This is a genomic window from Streptomyces sp. NPDC028419 (assembly GCF_055565515.1).
On the sequence record NZ_JBVHUE010000007.1, the window covers coordinates 130,591 to 146,516 of the forward strand.

Consider the following 15,926-nt stretch of genomic DNA (forward strand, 5'->3'; position numbering starts at 1 on the left):
GCGGGGCGGGACGCGCGGGGACGCCGGATCCGCGGGCCGGGGTCAGATCGTCCGCAGCGCCGCCGCGTCGGCCAGTCCGCGCAGCGCGGAGCGGGCCTCGGCGGGCATCGGTACGGCGTCCAGCGCGCCCACGGCCCGGGCGATGCGTTCGGCGATCATCGACTCGACCTGGTGCCGGGCGCCGCAGCGCTCCATCAACTCCCGCACGCTCGCCGCCTCTTCCTCGCCGAGGGCGGGATTGCCGACGAGCTTGGCGAGCAGTCTGCGGTCGTCCTCGGCGACGGCCGCCGCCGTGAGGGCGAGCAGCGCGGTCGGTTTGCCGTCCCGCAGGTCGTCCAGGTTCGACTTGCCGGTCTCGGCCGGGTCGCCGAAGGTGCCGAGCAGGTCGTCGCGCAGCTGGAACGCCTCGCCGAGGGGGAGCCCGTAGGCCGAGAAGGCGTCCAGCAGGGCCCGCGATCCGCCCGCGAGCGTGGCGCCCAGGTGCAGCGGCCGTTCCACCGTGTACTTGGCCGTCTTGTACCGGGCCACCTCCAGGGATTCGGCGACCTGGAGCGGGCGGGCGGGCGCGTCGGTGCGCAGGACCTCCAGGAACTCGCCCGCCATCGTCTCGCGCAGCAGGGCCGACCAGAGCGGTCCGGTGCGGGCGAGGTAGGCGCCGGGGAGTCCGCACGAGGTGAAGACGTGCCCCGCGTACCCCATCAGGAGATCGCCGAGGATCATCGCGAGGGCGGTGGACCGCTGTCCGGACGCGGCGAAGGCGGCGTGCGCGGTGAGTTGGCCGTGCCGCATCCTGCTGTCGTCGATGATGTCGTCGTGGGTGCAGGCCGCGGCGTGCACCAGCTCCATCGCCGCCGCGGCCCGGATCACGCCTTCGCAGTCGGGCTGCCCCGCCGCCCGCCACCCCCAGTACAGGAACGCGGCCCGGATCCGCTTGCCCCGGGCCAAGGCGCGGCGCAACTGCTCCGAGAGCGGCGAGAGTTCGACGTTCAGCCCGAGGAGCGCGGCCTCCTCCTCGTCGGCGAGCCGGCCGAGCACCTCGTCGATGCGCACCTTGAAGCCGGTCTGGTCATGCACGCGGGTGACCGGCCCGCTCGGCGGCCCGGCGGGCCATGGTCTCCAAGTAGTTCTCGGAGCCCGTGGTCGCGCGCTGCGTGGCCAACTCGCCGCGCTTGCGCAGCTCGACGACGCCGTCGGTGAGCAGCTCGCGCAGATCGGAGCGGCGCATCACGTCCTGGGCCCGCTCGCTGGACTGGCGTAACTGGTCGAGCGCCAGGTCGGCGACTCCGGCGGCGAGGAAGGTCAGCAGTTCCAGGGCCGCCGCGGGCCCCCGGACCCCGTCGGCGGCCGGATCCGTCGGCGCCGTCCGCTCCTGCTCGGTCTCGGACATGATGCGTTCACTCCTGTGGCCAGATGGTGGCGTAGTGGGATGCACGGGCGTCACAAGGGGCGGCCGCCGGATGTGTCCGACGACCGCCCCTGATCGCTTCCGTGCCAGTGAACCCGTACGGCCGCCCGCGGGGCCAACCGGATGCGCCCCTCTCCCCCGCACGGGTTCCGAGATTCCCACGGGAGGGTGATGATCACCGTATGACCGGATCACCACAGTGGTGGTGGTGTAGGCGAATGGCGCCGGCGTGCCGGATTCGGACCGGCAACGCCCGGGTCAGACCGGCAACGCCCAGGTCTGGTCGATCCGGTGGTCGACGCAGTCGGCCAGCCGCAGCTGCCCGGTGGCGTCGGCCGCGCCCGGTGCCTGGAGGCACTTGCCGGTGCCGCTCTCGACCAGCGAGCCGTCGCGCTGTGCCATCCAGTGCCGGCTGCTGCGCGCCGTCGTCCCGGTGTCCCCGGCCGGGCAGGCGTCCAGCGTCACCGGCCCGTCGGCGCTCGTCGCGGTCAGGCACTTGCCCCCGAGCCGCACGGTCGCGTCCTGGCGCAGCACCCAGCGCTGGTCGTCGGCGCCGGTGCAGGCGGACAGGACGACCGCGTCCGTGCCCACCGTGTTCATCCCGTCCAGGCACCGCGCGCCGTCGCCGGTGATCTGCCCGGTGGGCAGGGGATCGGCGCAGCCGGCGCTCGGGGTGAGCCGCCAGAGCGCCGTGTCGTGCGCGTCGACCGTGGCGGTCAGGCCGTGCACCACGTCCCCCCGCGCGCCCGACCACAGGTCGCGCGCGGACACCGTGCAGCGGGCGATCCCGCGGTCGGCGAGCCCGAGGTCGGCGAGCGGCAGCGACACCTCCCGCGCACTGCCCGAGCGGTTGAGCACGGCGACGGCGCGGTCACCGCCCTCCAGCGGCCGCACCAGGACGTCGTACCCGCCGCTGGAGGCCACGACGGCGCCCTGACGGCCCATCGGGTCCTGGTCCAGCTCGATCAGCCGCTCGTTGCCGAGGGCTTCGAGTCCGCCCCGCGTCAGCTGCGACACGTCCGAGGAGAGGATGAACGGCGCCGCCATCATGGCCCACAGGGCCACCTGGCTGCGCCCCTCCGCGTCGGTCAGGCCGGGCGCCCCGGCGAGCAGGAAGTCCGGGTCGTTCCAGTTGCCGGGGCTCGCGTAGCGGTCCAGCCAGCGGTTGTAGCCGTAGTTGCCGAGGACCGAGGCCCAGCGCGAGGCGGTCGGCGCGGCGGGCTTGTAGACCTGGATGTCCTTGCCCTCGCGCCACAGCTGCCCGCTCTCGCCGACCCAGCCGAGCACCTTGTGCCAGTCGGCGCTGCCCCACTCGCCCTTCTGGAAGTAGGCCGGGGCGGAGGCGGAGAGCACCATGGCGCGGCCGCTGGCCCTGAGGGCGCGGGCGGCCGCCGCGTAGGCGTCGCGGTAGGCCTGTTCCTTCGTCGTGCCGGGCGGCACGTAGAGGTTGCAGCCGTCCATCTTCACGTAGTCGACCTTCCAGGACGCGAACAACTCGGCGTCCTGCGCGAAGTGGTCCCGGCCACCGCCGTTGGGCGTGCCGCTGCCGGGGTAGCGCTCGCAGGTGAGGTACCCGGCGTCCTCGTAGATGCCGAACTTGAGTCCCTTGCCGTGCAGGTACTCGCCGAGCCAGGCCATGCCGTGCGGGAACTTGGCCCGGTCGGTGACCAGGTCGCCGTTCTCGTCCCGGGCCTTGGTCATCCAGCAGTCGTCGACGGTGACCGTGTCGTAGCCCTTGGCGGCGAGTCCGGTCCTGACGAGGGCGTCGGCGTTGGCGACGACGGTCTTCTCGTCGATGGCGCACATGTAGTGCGCCCAGTTGTTCCACCCCATGGGCGGAGTGAGCGCGAGCGGGGTGTCCCAGGTCGCGGTGGGCTCGGCCGCGGCGGGACCGGACGCGAGCGGGAGCGCGAGCAGGGCGGCCGCGATGAGACAGGGGAGCGACGCACGCAGGCGAGGCGGCACGGAGACTCCTTGACGTGGGGCGTACGACAGGGGCTGTCGTGCGCCCAGTGCAGCGGGGTGGCTACCCAGTGTCAACATATGTCGATGTGTGAAGGTGGATTACCAGCAATATGGGTGTAGATCCCCAAAGTGCCCGGGGTCCCGCCGGCGCCGGGTGTCCGGGGCGCCCGCGATCAGGCCCGGCCGCGACCGCGGGCCGGGGCGGGCCTCGGCGCGCGGGCGGGCACGGGCGGCTGTCCCGCGGCGAGCGCGGCGAGCGCGGCCCCGAAGCCCAGGAGTTGGACTCGCCCGGGGGCGGCTCGTCGCCGTCGTCGCCCCGGACCGCCCCCTCGCCCAGGAACCGAAGGCCGACCTGTGCGGGCTCTCCCGCGAGGTGTTCGTCGACCTGCCGGCCGGGACGGCCGGACGCGTCCAGTCCGACCAGGCGTTCGCGGCCGCCGGCCTCACCCGCGATGTCGCCTTCGAGGTCACCAACGCGGACGTCCTGGCCCGGTTGGTCGGCCAGGGCCTGGGCATCGCCCTGCTCCCCGCGGCCTACGCGGCCCAGCTCGCCGGCGTCACGTCCGTCGAGGTCACCGATGCGCCGACCCGCGTCGAGTACCTGGTCCGGAGCCGCGCCGGCCGCTCGCCCGCCGCGACCGCCTTCGTCGACCTCCTCGACCTCGACCTCGACCTCGATCTCCGCGACCTTCCGGTCGGGTCCGTCCCGGGGTAGGAGCCCGCGTAGTGGGATACGACGTATGTTACGGTGTATCTCATGCCGAGACGATCGATGGCCCTGGACCGCGCCACACCCGATGCCATCGCCGTGGCCGCGCTGCGGATCCTCGACGACGAGGGGCCGGCGGCCCTGAGCTTCCGCGCCCTCGGCGACCGGCTCGGCGTCTCGCACGCCACGGTCCAGCGCCGCTGCAACGACCTCGCGGGCCTGCTCGACCTGTGCACCGAACACCTCGCGGGCCAGCTGCCGCAAGTGCCGGAGGGGACCGGCTGGGCCGAGGCCGCCGAGCTGCGCTTCACCCGCTTCTACCAACTGCTCACCGCCCATCCGGGGCTGCTCGTGCTGCGCGGCGGCCGCCCGTGGCTGGGCCGGCAGTTGCTGGCCCGGCTGGTCGAACCGGCCATCGCCGACAGCATCGCGGCCGGCATGACCGCCGCCGAGGCGATGACCTGCTACCGCCGGATGTACCTGCTGACCCTCGGCAGCGCCGCCTTCGTCGACCACCGCGACCCGGTCGGGGCGACCCAGGCGTCCCGGGCCGCGCTGGCCGCCCTCGACCCGGCCCGCTTCCCCGCGCTGAGCGGCGCGGTGGCCGACGTACTGCCCCCGCTCACCGACCACGAGGTGTACTACGGCGCCCTGCGCCAGCTCATCGAGGCGGCGGACCCCACCCGCCGCCCGTAGGCCGCGACGGCAACACCCGCCCGCCCCGCCCGCCCCGCACGGCTCGTACACCTCGCACGGCTCCACCCTGAACGGTCCCACCTGATCGGAGCGCCACCCGCATGGAATCGCAGCTCGACTACGCCGCCGTCCGGGCCGCCGCGGACCGGATCGCCGGGGCCGTCCGCCCCGCCGCCGTCGTCCCCGCGGCCGAAGGGCTCTGGTTCGCCCTGGAGTACCTCCAGCACACGGGCTCCTTCAAGGCGCGCGGCGCCCGCAACTTCCTCGCCGCCCACGCCGCCGCGGGCACCCTGCCGGAGGCCGGCGTGACCATAGCCTCCGGCGGCAACGCCGGCCTGGCCTGCGCCTGGGCGGCCCGGGCCCAGGGCGTACGGGCCACCGTCTTCCTCCCGGAGACGGCCCCGCGCGTCAAGGTCGAGCGGTTGCGCGGCTACGGGGCCGAGGTCCGGCTCGTCGGCGACCGGTACGCCGAAGCGCTGGCCGCCTGCCAGGAGTTCGCCGCGGCCACCGGCGCGCTGAGCAGCCACGCCTACGACCACCCGCTCATCGCGGCGGGCGCGGGCACCCTCCTCGACGAGATCCGGGCCGCCCTGCCGGGGTTGGACGCGGTGGTCGTCGCGGTCGGCGGCGGCGGGCTCTTCGCCGGGGTCGCCACCGCCGCGCGCGAGCACGGCGTACGGGTGATCGCGGCCGAACCGGAGAACTCCCGTGCCCTGAACGCCGCCCTGACGGCGGGTCACGTGGTGGACGTGCCCGTGGAGTCGGTGGCCGCCGACTCGCTGGGCGCCACGCGCGCCTCCGTGGACGCCTTGGCCGCGGCCCGGCACCCGGACGTCACCTCCGTCCTGGTCCCCGACGCGGGGATCACCGCCGCCCGCCGGGCCCTGTGGGAGGAACACCGGATCGTGGTCGAAGCGGGCGCGGCGACCGCGCTCGCGGCGCTGCGCGTCCTGCCGGACCCGCCGGGCGAGCGGGTCGCCGTCGTCCTGTGCGGGGCGAACACCGACCCCGGGGACCTCTGACGGCACCCGTCGTGGTCGCGCAGGACCACGACGGTAAAGCGGTTTTGCGGGTGGGTAGGTAAAGCGCATTAGTGCAACCCTCCCGGAACTGTCCTAAAGGCGTCCGGTGCTGACGCCGGGACAGGTTCGTTATCGAATCGATACCACGGTGAGGAGCTTGCCAACTAAAGCGCATCAGTCCAGGTCAGTGCCCTATTGATTGCGGGACTTTCGCGTTGTATGGGACCGGGTCGTCATGATTCGGGATGTGCTGACATCCGGCCTTCGGGACCTTGGGCACATTGACGCGATCTTGATTTCGGACGACCGTGGGCATCGCTCACCGGCAGCGAGGCCGGGACTCCCCGAAGGCGGCGACGATGACCCGATCGAACCTGACCCGTATGGCCATTGCCGTGGCTCTGGCCGGCGCCCTCTCCGGGTGCGGCCTGAGCGGCGGGGCGGACGTGAAGGAGGCGGAGAAGACGGGCAAGGTGGCCGGTGAGATCACCTTCCGGACCCTCCAGTTGAAGCCGAAGTTCACGGGGTACGTCCAAGGCGTCATCGACGCCTTCGAGAAGAAGTACCCGGACGCCAAGGTCAAGTGGGAGGACGTCCCGGGCGACGGGTACAACGAGAAGCTCGTCGCGGACGCCCAGGCCGGGGCCCTCCCGGACGTGGTGAACCTGTCCACCGACTCCTTCCAGCTCCTCGGCGACCGCGGGATGCTCGCCGACGTGGCGAAGCTCGACGGCGAGGTGGCCAAGGACTACGTGCCGGGCGCCTGGGAGCAGTTCAAACTCCCGGGCAAGGGCGACGGCGTGTTCGCCTACCCCTGGTACGTGACGCCCGAGATCCTCACCTACAACAAGGACCTCTTCGTCAAGGCCGGACTGGATCCGGCCAAGCCACCCACGACCGTCGAGCAGTTCTTCGACTACGCGGAGAAGATAGCCACGACGTCGGGCGGTCAGTACTCCGCCTTCATGGCCGACCCCAAGGGCCGACTGCCCGGCGACTGGCAGAAGATGGGCGTCCCGATCCTGAGCGAGAAGCAGGACGCCTTCGTCTTCGACACGGACAAGGCCGTCGCCTGGGTGGAGCGGATGAAGGACCTGTACGCCAAGGGGGCGATGCCCAAGGAGTCCCTGCTGAAGTCGGACGACATCAACCAGCTCTACGGCGCGGGCAAGTTGGTCTTCGGCCCCGGCTCCCCGGGTTTCATCAAGGACGTCAAGCAGAACTCCCCGCAGGTCTACGCGCACACCCAGGTCGCCGGGACGGTGACCGGCACCCTCGGCCACATCGGCATCTACGCCCAGTCCCTCGGCATCAAGAAGGACACCGAGCACCTCGACGCGGCGACCGAGTTCGCCAAGTGGGTCACCAACGGGCCCAACCAGGTCGCCTTCTCGAAGAACGCCACCATCTACCCGTCCAACGCCAAGGGGCTCGCCGACCCGTACTTCTCGGACCGGGGCGACGGCACGGACGCCGAGACGACGGCCCGCGCGATCGGCGCCGAATCCCTGAAGACCGCCCAGCTCGACGCCAACACGCCCGTCCAGTGGACCAACCAGGTCGGCGACGCCGTGGTCCGCGAGGTGCAGAAGGCGATCAACGGGGAGCAGGACGCCCGTACCGCGGTGAAGAAGGCGCAGGAGGAAGCCAACGCGCTGCTGGCCAAGACGGCACGCAAATGACGGCGCCAACGCGGACGACGGGGACGCCGCCGATGCCGACGCCGCCGGCGACGCGGACGCGGGGGCCGGCCCGGCCGCGCAAGAGGGCGAGAGCGGACGCCGGCGCCGACCCGGGCCTCGGCCACCGCGCGTGGTGGACCCCGTACCTCTTCCTCGCCCCCGGCCTGGTCATGGTCGTGCTCTTCAGCCTCTGGCCCTTCGTCAACACCGTGATCCTCTCCTTCACGGACGCCCAGATCCTGCGCGGCGGCTCCTTCGTCGGCTTCGACAACTACGGCCGGGCCTTCGCCGACCCCGACTTCTGGGTCGCCACGGGCAACAGCGTGCTGTACCTCGTGGTCGTCGTCCCCTGCCTCGTCCTCCTGCCGCTCGCCCTCGCCGTCCTGGTCCAGACGAAGATCCCCGGCATCGGCTTCTTCCGGTCGGCCTTCTACACCCCGGTGATCGCCTCGGCCGTGGTCGTCGGCCTGATCTGGCAGTGGGTGCTGCGCAGCGACGGCCTGGTCAACACGGTCTTCCAGGAGATCGGCGTGATATCCGGGCCGATCCCGTTCCTGACCGACAGCACCATGCTGCTGGTCTCCGCGATGATCGTGACCGTGTGGAAGGGCCTCGGCTACTACATGGTCTTCTACCTCGCGGCCCTGGGGAACGTCTCCACCTCCCTCTACGAGGCGGCCGCGATCGACGGCGCGGGGGCGGTCCGGCGCTTCTTCAGCATCACCGTCCCCCAGGTGAAGCCCATGATGCTGCTGGTCGGCACGCTCTCCGCGATCTCCGCGCTGCGCGTCTTCACCGAGATCTACATCCTCGGCGGCGAGAGCGGCGGTCCCGGCGGCGGCGCCCGCACCCTGCCCTTCCTCATCCGGCAGGTGGGCCTCGGGTTCTCCGGCGAGACCGGCTACGCGGCCGCCATCTCCATCCTGTTGTTCCTCCTGACGCTGGTCTTCAGCCTGCTGGGCCGCCGTCTGTCGAAGGGAGACGAGAGTTGAGCGCCGCCCCGGCCCCCCTCAGGAGCGCCGAGCCCGCCGAGCGCCCCGAACGCACCGGGCGCGCCGGGCGTCCCCCGCGCGCCGGGCGCGTCAAAGCCGTCAAGCGCGTCGGCCGCGACCGGACCCGTCACCTGCTCGGCCTGACCGCCCGCTACCTGACGCTGGTCCTGATGCTCGTCGTCATGCTCGGCCCGATCGTCTGGCAGTTCCTCACCTCGATCCGCGGCCGCACCGAGAACGTGTACGACGGCGTCCTGCCCTCGCAGCCCACGCTCGACAACTACGTCCGGGTCGCGGACTCCTTCCCGCTCCTGCAGTACGTCGGCAACACGCTCACCGTCGCGGTCCTCGCGATCACCTCGAACATGCTCTTCGCGGCGATGGGCGGCTACGCCCTCTCCCGGGCCGGCTGGAAGGGCCGCAAGGCCGTCTTCACGGTGCTCGTGGCGACCTTGATGTTCCCCTTCGAGTCCGTGATGATCTCGATGTTCCTCACGGTCCGCGAGATGGGTCTGGTGGACACCCTCGTCGGGGTCTGGCTGCCCGGCGCGGTCTCCGTCCTGAACATCATGATCATGCGGGCGTCCTTCCTCTCCGTGCCCAAGGAGGTCGAGGAAGCCGCCGTCCTGGACGGCGCCAACGAATGGACCCGCTTCACCCGGGTCTTCCTCCCCGCCGCCAAGGGCGCGCTCGCCGTCGTCTGCATCACCAGTTTCATGGGTGCCTGGGACGACTTCCTGTGGCCCCTGTTGGTCCTCACCAACAGCGACCACTACACCCTCCAACTCGGCCTGAAGTCCCTGGCCGGCGCCACCACCGTCAACGACCAGCGGATCATCGCGGCCGGTGCGATGGCCGCGCTCATCCCGATGATGCTGCTCTTCTTCGCCCTCCAGCGCTTCTTCTTCAAGGGCGTCGGCGAGGGAGCCGTCAAGACCTGAGCGGCGCCCCACCACCGCGCCCCTCCCACACCACCGCCGCCCCCCCCTCACCTGGAGCAGCCGTCATGCACGACGACCGCAGCATCACCGAACACCGCCTCCGCCGCGTCCTCAAGGAGCGCATCAAGCCCGCCGTCCGCTCCCGCTCCGTCCCGCTGACCGTGGAGCGCTGGGAGGCCCCGGGCGAGCCCGTCCCCGTGGCCGAGGGGCTGGCCGCGCCGTACGGGCCCTGCGCGGTCGGGGACGCGTGGGGGCCGGCCTGGGGCACCACCTGGTTCCGGCTCACCGGGACGGTCCCGGCCGAATGGGCCGGGCGCACCGTCGAGGCCGTGCTCGACCTCGGATTCGACCGGATGATGCCCGGCTTCCAGTGCGAGGGCCTGGTCCACACGGCGGACGGCGCCGAGGTCAAGGCGCTCAACCCCTACAACGACTGGGTGCGCTTCGCCGACCGCGCCGAGGGCGGCGAGCGCGTCGAGTGGTACGTGGAGGGAGCCTCCAACCCCGTCCTGGTCGACCACAGCGTCACCTACGAGGGCGACCTGCGGACCAGCGGCGACCAACCCCTCTACCGGCTCGCCCGGATGGACCTCGCCGTCTTCGAGACGGAGGTCTGGGAGCTGGTCCAGGACCTCGAAGTCCTCCACCACCTGATGGTGGAGCTCTCCGAGGGCGACGCCCGCCGGTACGAGATCCTGCGCGCCATCGACGCCGCCCTGGACGCCGTCGACCTCGCCGACGTCCCCGGCTCCGCGGGCGCCGCCCGCGCCCGGCTCGCCCGGGTCCTCGCCGCCCCCGCCAACGCCTCGGCGCACCGGATCAGCGCGATCGGGCACGCGCACATCGACTCGGCATGGCTGTGGCCGCTGCGCGAGACCGTCCGCAAGGTCTCCCGGACCACCTCCAACATGCTCGGCCTGATGGACGAGCACCCCGAGTTCCTCTTCGCGATGTCGCAGGCCCAGCAACTCGACTGGATCAAGACCCACCGGCCCGAACTCTTCGAGCGGATCAAGAAGAAGATCGCGGACGGTCAGTTCGTGCCCGTCGGCGGCATGTGGGTGGAGTCCGACACCAACATGGTCGGCGGCGAAGCCATGGCGCGGCAGTTCCTCTACGGGAAGAAGTTCTTCCTGGACGAGTTCGGCATCGAGACCCAGAACGTCTGGCTGCCCGACTCCTTCGGCTACACCGCGGCCATGCCGCAGATCGTCAAGCTCTCCGGCTCGAAGTGGTTCCTGACCCAGAAGATCTCCTGGTCCCAGGTGAACAAGTTCCCCCACCACACCTTCTGGTGGGAGGGCATCGACGGCACCCGCGTCTTCACGCACTTCCCGCCCGTCGACACCTACAACAGCGACCTGGGCGGGGAGCAGTTGGCCCACGCCGCCCGCAACTACCAGGAGAAGGGCCGCGGTTCCCGCTCCCTGGCGCCCTTCGGCTGGGGCGACGGCGGCGGCGGCCCCACCCGCGAACAGCTCGCCCGCGCCCGGCGCCAGCGCGATCTGGAGGGCTCGCCCCGGGTCGAGATCGAGCGCCCCGACGCCTTCTTCGAGAAGGCGCACGCCGAGTACGCGGACGCGCCCGTCTGGGCCGGCGAGCTGTACCTGGAACTGCACCGCGGCACCTACACCTCGCAGGCCAAGACCAAGCAGGGCAACCGGCGCAGCGAATCCCTGCTGCGCGAGGCGGAGTTGTGGGCGGCCACCGCCGCCGTCCGGGTCCCCGGATTCGCCTACCCGCACGCGGACCTGGAGCGGATCTGGAAGGTCGTGCTGCTCCACCAGTTCCACGACATCCTGCCCGGGTCCTCCATCGCCTGGGTGCACCGCGAGGCCCGCGCGACCTACGCGAAGGTACGGGCGGAACTGGAGGCGATCACCGACGCGGCCCAGCGCGCCCTGGCCGGCGAGGGGAGCGCCGAGCTGGTCTTCAACTGCGCCCCGCACGCCCGGGGCGGCGTCCCGGCCGGCGGCGCCGCGCCCGCCGTCGAGGCGCCCGCGCCGGTGAGCGCACGCGACCGGGAGGGCGGCGGCCACGTCCTCGACAACGGGCGGTTGCGGGTCGCCGTCGACGCCCGGGGACTGATCGTCTCGGCGTACGACGTCGAGGCGGGCCGCGAGTCGCTGGCGCCGGGCGCGGCCGCGAACCTGCTCCAGATCCACCCCGACTTCCCCAACATGTGGGACGCCTGGGACATCGACGCCTTCTACCGCAACAACGTCACCGACCTCGTCGACCTGGACTCGATGGAGCTGCGCGAGGATACGCCGCGGGCCGTGACGGTCCGGGTCACGCGCTCCTTCGGCGCCTCGAAGGCGGTCCAGTCCCTGACCCTGCGGGCCGGTGCCAAGACCGTCGACATCGTCACCGAGGTGGACTGGCACGAGACCGAGAAGTTCCTCAAGGTCGCCTTCCCGCTCGACGTGAAGGCCGAACGCACCGCCTCCGAAACCCAGTTCGGGCACGTCTACCGGGCCACCCACACCAACACCTCATGGGAGGCGGCGAAGTTCGAGATCTGCGCCCACCGCTGGATCCACGCGGAGGAGCCCGGCTGGGGCGTCGCCCTCCTCAACGACTCCACCTACGGCCACGACGTCACCCGTGACGTGCGCGCGGACGGCGGCCAGACCACCACGGTCCGGCTGTCCCTGCTGCGCGCACCGCGCTACCCCGACCCGGAGACCGACCAGGGCGAGCACACGCTGCGCTACTCGCTCGCCCCGGGCGCGGCGGTCGGGGACGCGGTGCGCGAGGGGCACTGGCTGAACCTGCCCGAGCGCACCCGTACGGGCGCGGCCCCGGTGGCCCCGCTGGTCGTGGTGGACGACGACGCGGTGGTCGTCGAGGCGGTCAAGCTGGCCGAGGACCGCGGCGGCGACGTGATCGTCCGTCTCTACGAGTCCCGCGGCGGTCGCGCGCGGGCCATCTTGACCCCGGGCTTCGCCGTCTCGGCCGCGGTCGAGAGCGATCTGCTGGAGCGCCCGCTGCCCGGGTCCGCGGCGGTCACCGGGCCGGGGCCGGGCGGCGCGGTCACCCTCGCGCTGCGCCCGTTCCAGATCCTCACGGTCCGCCTGCGCCGGGCCTGAACCGCACCGGCCGGGGCTGCGCCGCCCCGCCCCGCAGCCCCGCCCCGCCGCCCCCCGCCTCCTCGACACCCGATCGGGGCGGGGCCCGGCGGGGCCTCAGGTCGTCTTGAAGGCGCCCAGGGCGCTGCCCTCCAACCAGGCGTCCCAGTCGAGGTTCCAGTCGCCGTAGCCGTTGCCGAAGTGGTCCATCGGCTTGCCCGTGGTGCCGGTGACCTCGACGACGTCCCCCTTGCGGCTCTGCCCGTAGAGCCACTTCGCGTCGGCGGTCGACATGCCGACGCAGCCGTGGCTGACGTTGGCGCGGCCGAAGGACCCGGCGTTGTCGGGCGCCGCGTGGACGTACTCGCCGCTGATCGTCTCGCGCATGCTCCACTCGTAGCGCCCGTAGAAGCCGTCCGGGTGTTCGCGCGGGATGCCGATGGTGCGCGAGTCCATCAGCACGGTGCCGTCCTTGCTGAGGATGGTCTTGACGCCCTCGCGGGTCCGGTACTTCGCCTCGCCGCCGCTGACCGGGATCGTGCGCAGCGGCGTACCGTCCTTGACCACGGTCAGGGTGTGCGCCGCGAGGTCGACCTTGTTGACCATCGAGGCCCCGACGGTGAAGTCCAGCGTGCGGTCCCCGGACGCGGCGGTGCGCGCGTCGAGCCGCACCCCCTGCAACGGCGCCTTCAGCGAGACCTTCGTCCCCGCGGGCCAGTACTCCCGGGGCCGGAAGTGCAGGTGGGTGTCCCCCTTGGCCTCGGCCCAGTGCCAGGCGCCCACCACCGCGGTGGAGGTGGTGAGCCGCATCCGGCCCTCGATGCCCGCGCGCAGCGCGGGGTCCACCCGCTGCCCCTTGAAGACCAGGGAGACCGGCTGTCCGACGCCCACGGTCTCGCCGTTCTCGGGGGCCAGTGAGGGCCGTACCGTCCTCGCCGCGCCGGGGAGCAGCTGGGCCGGGGGAGCGGGCGCCCGGGTGGGGTCGGGGGGCGCCGTGGGGGAGGGCGGCGTCGAGCCGGTGTCGGCGGCCGCGGCGGCCTTCTCCGCGATGCGGTCGCTGTCCGACCGCTCGGCGCCGCAGGAGCCGATCAGCGCGGCGGTGAGGACGGTGGCGGTGGCCGCGACGGCGGTGCGCAGCCCGCGGGAGCGGGTGCGGGCCGGGCTGTCGGCCGGGCTGTCGGCGGGGCTGTGGGCGGGGCCGCGGTGGCCGGCGCCGGGGGCTGGAAGAGCGGGCATTCCCTCATTTTTTGCCATTCCTTGGGGCGTGAGGTCCGCCACAAGTCCCACCGGGCGGGGCCGAAAGGCCCGCGATGTCGGGACGTACGACCCCCCGGCGTTGTTATGCACCTAGTTGCAAAAGGTCCTGCGGCTCGCTACAACAGGGTCATCACCCCCGCGCGAGGAGGCGCCCCCGCATGAGCCAGTACCCGCACCTGATGAGCCCGCTGGACCTCGGCTTCACCACCCTGCCGAACCGCGTGATCATGGGCTCGATGCACACCGGCCTGGAGGAGCACGAGCGCGGCTTCGAGCGCCTCGCCGCCTTCTACGCCGAGCGCGCCCGCGGCGGCGCGGGCCTCATCGTCACCGGCGGCATAGCCCCCAACGACAAGGGCCGCCCCTTCGAGGGCGGCGCCCGCCTCACCACCGAGGCCGAGGCCGCCGAGCACCGGGTGATCACCGACGCGGTGCACGCCGAAGGCGGGAAGATCGCGATGCAGATCCTCCACTTCGGCCGCTACGCCTACCACGCCGACCTGGTCGCCCCCAGCGCCCTCCAGGCCCCCATCAGCCCCTTCGTCCCGAACGAGCTGAGCGAGGACGAGGTCGAGGAGACCGTCGAGGACTTCGTCCGCGCCGCCCGCCTCGCGCAGCTCGCGGGCTACGACGGCGTCGAGATCATGGGCTCCGAGGGCTACCTGATCAATGAGTTCACCGCTGCCGCCACCAACCGGCGCACCGACCGCTGGGGCGGTTCCTACGAGAACCGCGTCCGCTTCCCGCTGGAGATCGTCCGCCGCGCCCGCGAGGCCGTCGGCGCGGAGTTCATCCTGATCTACCGGCTCTCCATGCTGGACCTGATCCCCGGCGGCTCCACCCTCGACGAGGTCGTCCAGCTCGCCAAGGAGATCGAGGCGGCCGGCGCCACCATCATCAACACCGGCATCGGCTGGCACGAGGCCCGCATCCCCACCATCGCCACCTCCGTCCCGCGCGCCGCCTACACCTGGGTCACCAAGCGGCTGATGGGCGCGGTCTCGGTGCCGCTGGTCACCAGCAACCGCATCAACACCCCCGAGATCGCCGAGGAGGTGCTCGCCGACGGCCGCGCCGACCTGGTCTCGCTGGCCCGCCCCTTCCTCGCCGACGCCGCGTTCGTCGCCAAGGCCGCCGCCGGACGCCCCGAGGACATCAACACCTGCATCGGCTGCAACCAGGCCTGCCTCGACCACACCTTCAGCGGCAAGATCACCAGCTGCCTGGTCAACCCGCGCGCCTGCCACGAGACCGAGCTGGTCCTCTCCCCGACCCGGTCGAAGAAGCGCGTCGCCGTCGTCGGCGCCGGGCCGGCCGGACTCGCCTGCGCCGTCTCCGCGGCCGAGCGCGGCCACGCCGTCACCCTCTACGAGGCCTCCGGCCACATCGGCGGCCAGCTCGACATCGCCCGCCGCATCCCGGGCAAGGAGGAGTTCGAGGAGACCATCCGCTACTACGCCACCCAGCTGGAGCGCCTCGCCGTCGAGGTCCGCCTCGACACCCGCGCCGACGTCGCCGCCCTGGGCGGATACGACGAGGTCGTCGTCGCCACCGGCGTCACCCCCCGCACCCCCGACATCGAGGGCGTGGACCACCCCTCGGTCGTCAGCTACCTCGACGTGCTGCGCGACGGCGCGCCCGTCGGCGAGCGCGTCGCCGTCGTCGGCGCGGGCGGCATCGGCTTCGACGTCGCCGAGTACCTCACCGACAGCGGCGAGGGCGCCGGCCAGGACCCCGCCGTCTACTTCCGGCACTGGGGCGTGGACACGACGTACAGCGGCCCCGGCGGGCTCGCCGCCCCCGACCGCCCGGCCTCCCCGCGCCAGGTCCACCTGCTCCAGCGCAAGGAGACCAAGGTCGGCGCCGGCCTCGGCACCACCACCGGGTGGATCCACCGCGCCGAACTCAAGCACCGCGGCGTCGTCTCGGTGGCCGGAGCCGCCTACGACCGCATCGACGACGAGGGCCTGCACATCACCGTCGGCGGCGAACAGCGCCTGATCCCCGCCGACACCGTGGTCCTGTGCACCGGACAGGAGCCGCGCCGGGGCCTGTTCGACGAGCTGATCGCGGCCGGCGTCGACGCCCACCTCATCGGCGGCGCCGACGTGGCCGCCGAACTCGACGCCAAGCGCGCCATCCGCCAGGGCACCGAACTCGCCGCCACGCTCTGACGGTTCGCCCGC

At 72.5% G+C, this 15,926-nt stretch carries 11 protein-coding genes and 1 pseudogene; 8 read left to right on the plus strand and 4 right to left on the minus strand.

The annotated features are described in order from the left end of the window. Positions 1–42: 42 nt before the first annotated feature. The 3 genes from ACZ4UB_RS11000 to ACZ4UB_RS11010 form a co-directional block, all read right to left on the minus strand. Positions 43–1,074 (minus strand): polyprenyl synthetase family protein, encoded by a 1,032-nt coding sequence (locus tag ACZ4UB_RS11000; RefSeq protein WP_468069770.1) that lies wholly within the window; start codon positions 1,072–1,074, stop codon positions 43–45. Further along, complete coding sequence (locus ACZ4UB_RS11005) at positions 1,067–1,387, minus strand: hypothetical protein (protein ID WP_467957669.1); 321 nt, start codon at positions 1,385–1,387, stop codon at positions 1,067–1,069. The genes ACZ4UB_RS11000 and ACZ4UB_RS11005 overlap by 8 nt, the downstream gene beginning before the upstream one ends. A 276-nt stretch (positions 1,388–1,663) precedes the next feature. Then, complete coding sequence (locus ACZ4UB_RS11010; RefSeq protein ID WP_468069771.1) at positions 1,664–3,370, minus strand: ricin-type beta-trefoil lectin domain protein; 1,707 nt, start codon at positions 3,368–3,370, stop codon at positions 1,664–1,666. A gap of 283 nt (positions 3,371–3,653) precedes the next feature. Between ACZ4UB_RS11010 and ACZ4UB_RS11015 the strand changes: the two are divergent. The 7 genes and pseudogenes from ACZ4UB_RS11015 to ACZ4UB_RS11045 form a co-directional block, all read left to right on the plus strand. Beyond that, a pseudogene (locus ACZ4UB_RS11015) lies at positions 3,654–4,085 on the plus strand (LysR substrate-binding domain-containing protein); the annotation flags it as partial. A gap of 42 nt (positions 4,086–4,127) precedes the next feature. Beyond that, the gene (locus ACZ4UB_RS11020) at positions 4,128–4,775 is read left to right on the plus strand and encodes a TetR/AcrR family transcriptional regulator (protein ID WP_468069772.1); all 648 of its coding nucleotides are present in this window, start codon (positions 4,128–4,130) and stop codon (positions 4,773–4,775) included. Between the two features lie 101 nt (positions 4,776–4,876). Beyond that, on the plus strand, positions 4,877–5,797 hold the full coding sequence (locus tag ACZ4UB_RS11025) for a serine/threonine dehydratase (RefSeq protein WP_468069774.1): 921 nt from the start codon (positions 4,877–4,879) through the stop codon (positions 5,795–5,797). A gap of 383 nt (positions 5,798–6,180) precedes the next feature. After that, complete coding sequence (locus ACZ4UB_RS11030) at positions 6,181–7,479, plus strand: ABC transporter substrate-binding protein (RefSeq protein WP_468069775.1); 1,299 nt, start codon at positions 6,181–6,183, stop codon at positions 7,477–7,479. A gap of 32 nt (positions 7,480–7,511) precedes the next feature. Next, positions 7,512–8,471 (plus strand): carbohydrate ABC transporter permease, encoded by a 960-nt coding sequence (locus ACZ4UB_RS11035; protein WP_468069777.1) that lies wholly within the window; start codon positions 7,512–7,514, stop codon positions 8,469–8,471. Then, on the plus strand, positions 8,468–9,412 hold the full coding sequence (locus ACZ4UB_RS11040; protein WP_468069779.1) for a carbohydrate ABC transporter permease: 945 nt from the start codon (positions 8,468–8,470) through the stop codon (positions 9,410–9,412). Before ACZ4UB_RS11035 ends, ACZ4UB_RS11040 begins: the two co-directional genes overlap by 4 nt. A 65-nt stretch (positions 9,413–9,477) precedes the next feature. Continuing rightward, complete coding sequence (locus ACZ4UB_RS11045; protein WP_468069780.1) at positions 9,478–12,504, plus strand: alpha-mannosidase; 3,027 nt, start codon at positions 9,478–9,480, stop codon at positions 12,502–12,504. Between the two features lie 96 nt (positions 12,505–12,600). Here ACZ4UB_RS11045 and ACZ4UB_RS11050 read toward each other — a convergent pair whose 3' ends face one another. Then, entirely contained in the window at positions 12,601–13,719 is a 1,119-nt protein-coding gene (locus tag ACZ4UB_RS11050; RefSeq protein ID WP_468069781.1) for a L,D-transpeptidase, read from the minus strand. A gap of 179 nt (positions 13,720–13,898) precedes the next feature. On the opposite strand from ACZ4UB_RS11050, the gene ACZ4UB_RS11055 reads away from it, so the two are divergent. Further along, positions 13,899–15,914 (plus strand): NADPH-dependent 2,4-dienoyl-CoA reductase, encoded by a 2,016-nt coding sequence (locus ACZ4UB_RS11055; protein ID WP_468069782.1) that lies wholly within the window; start codon positions 13,899–13,901, stop codon positions 15,912–15,914. The last annotated feature ends 12 nt before the right edge of the window (positions 15,915–15,926 follow it).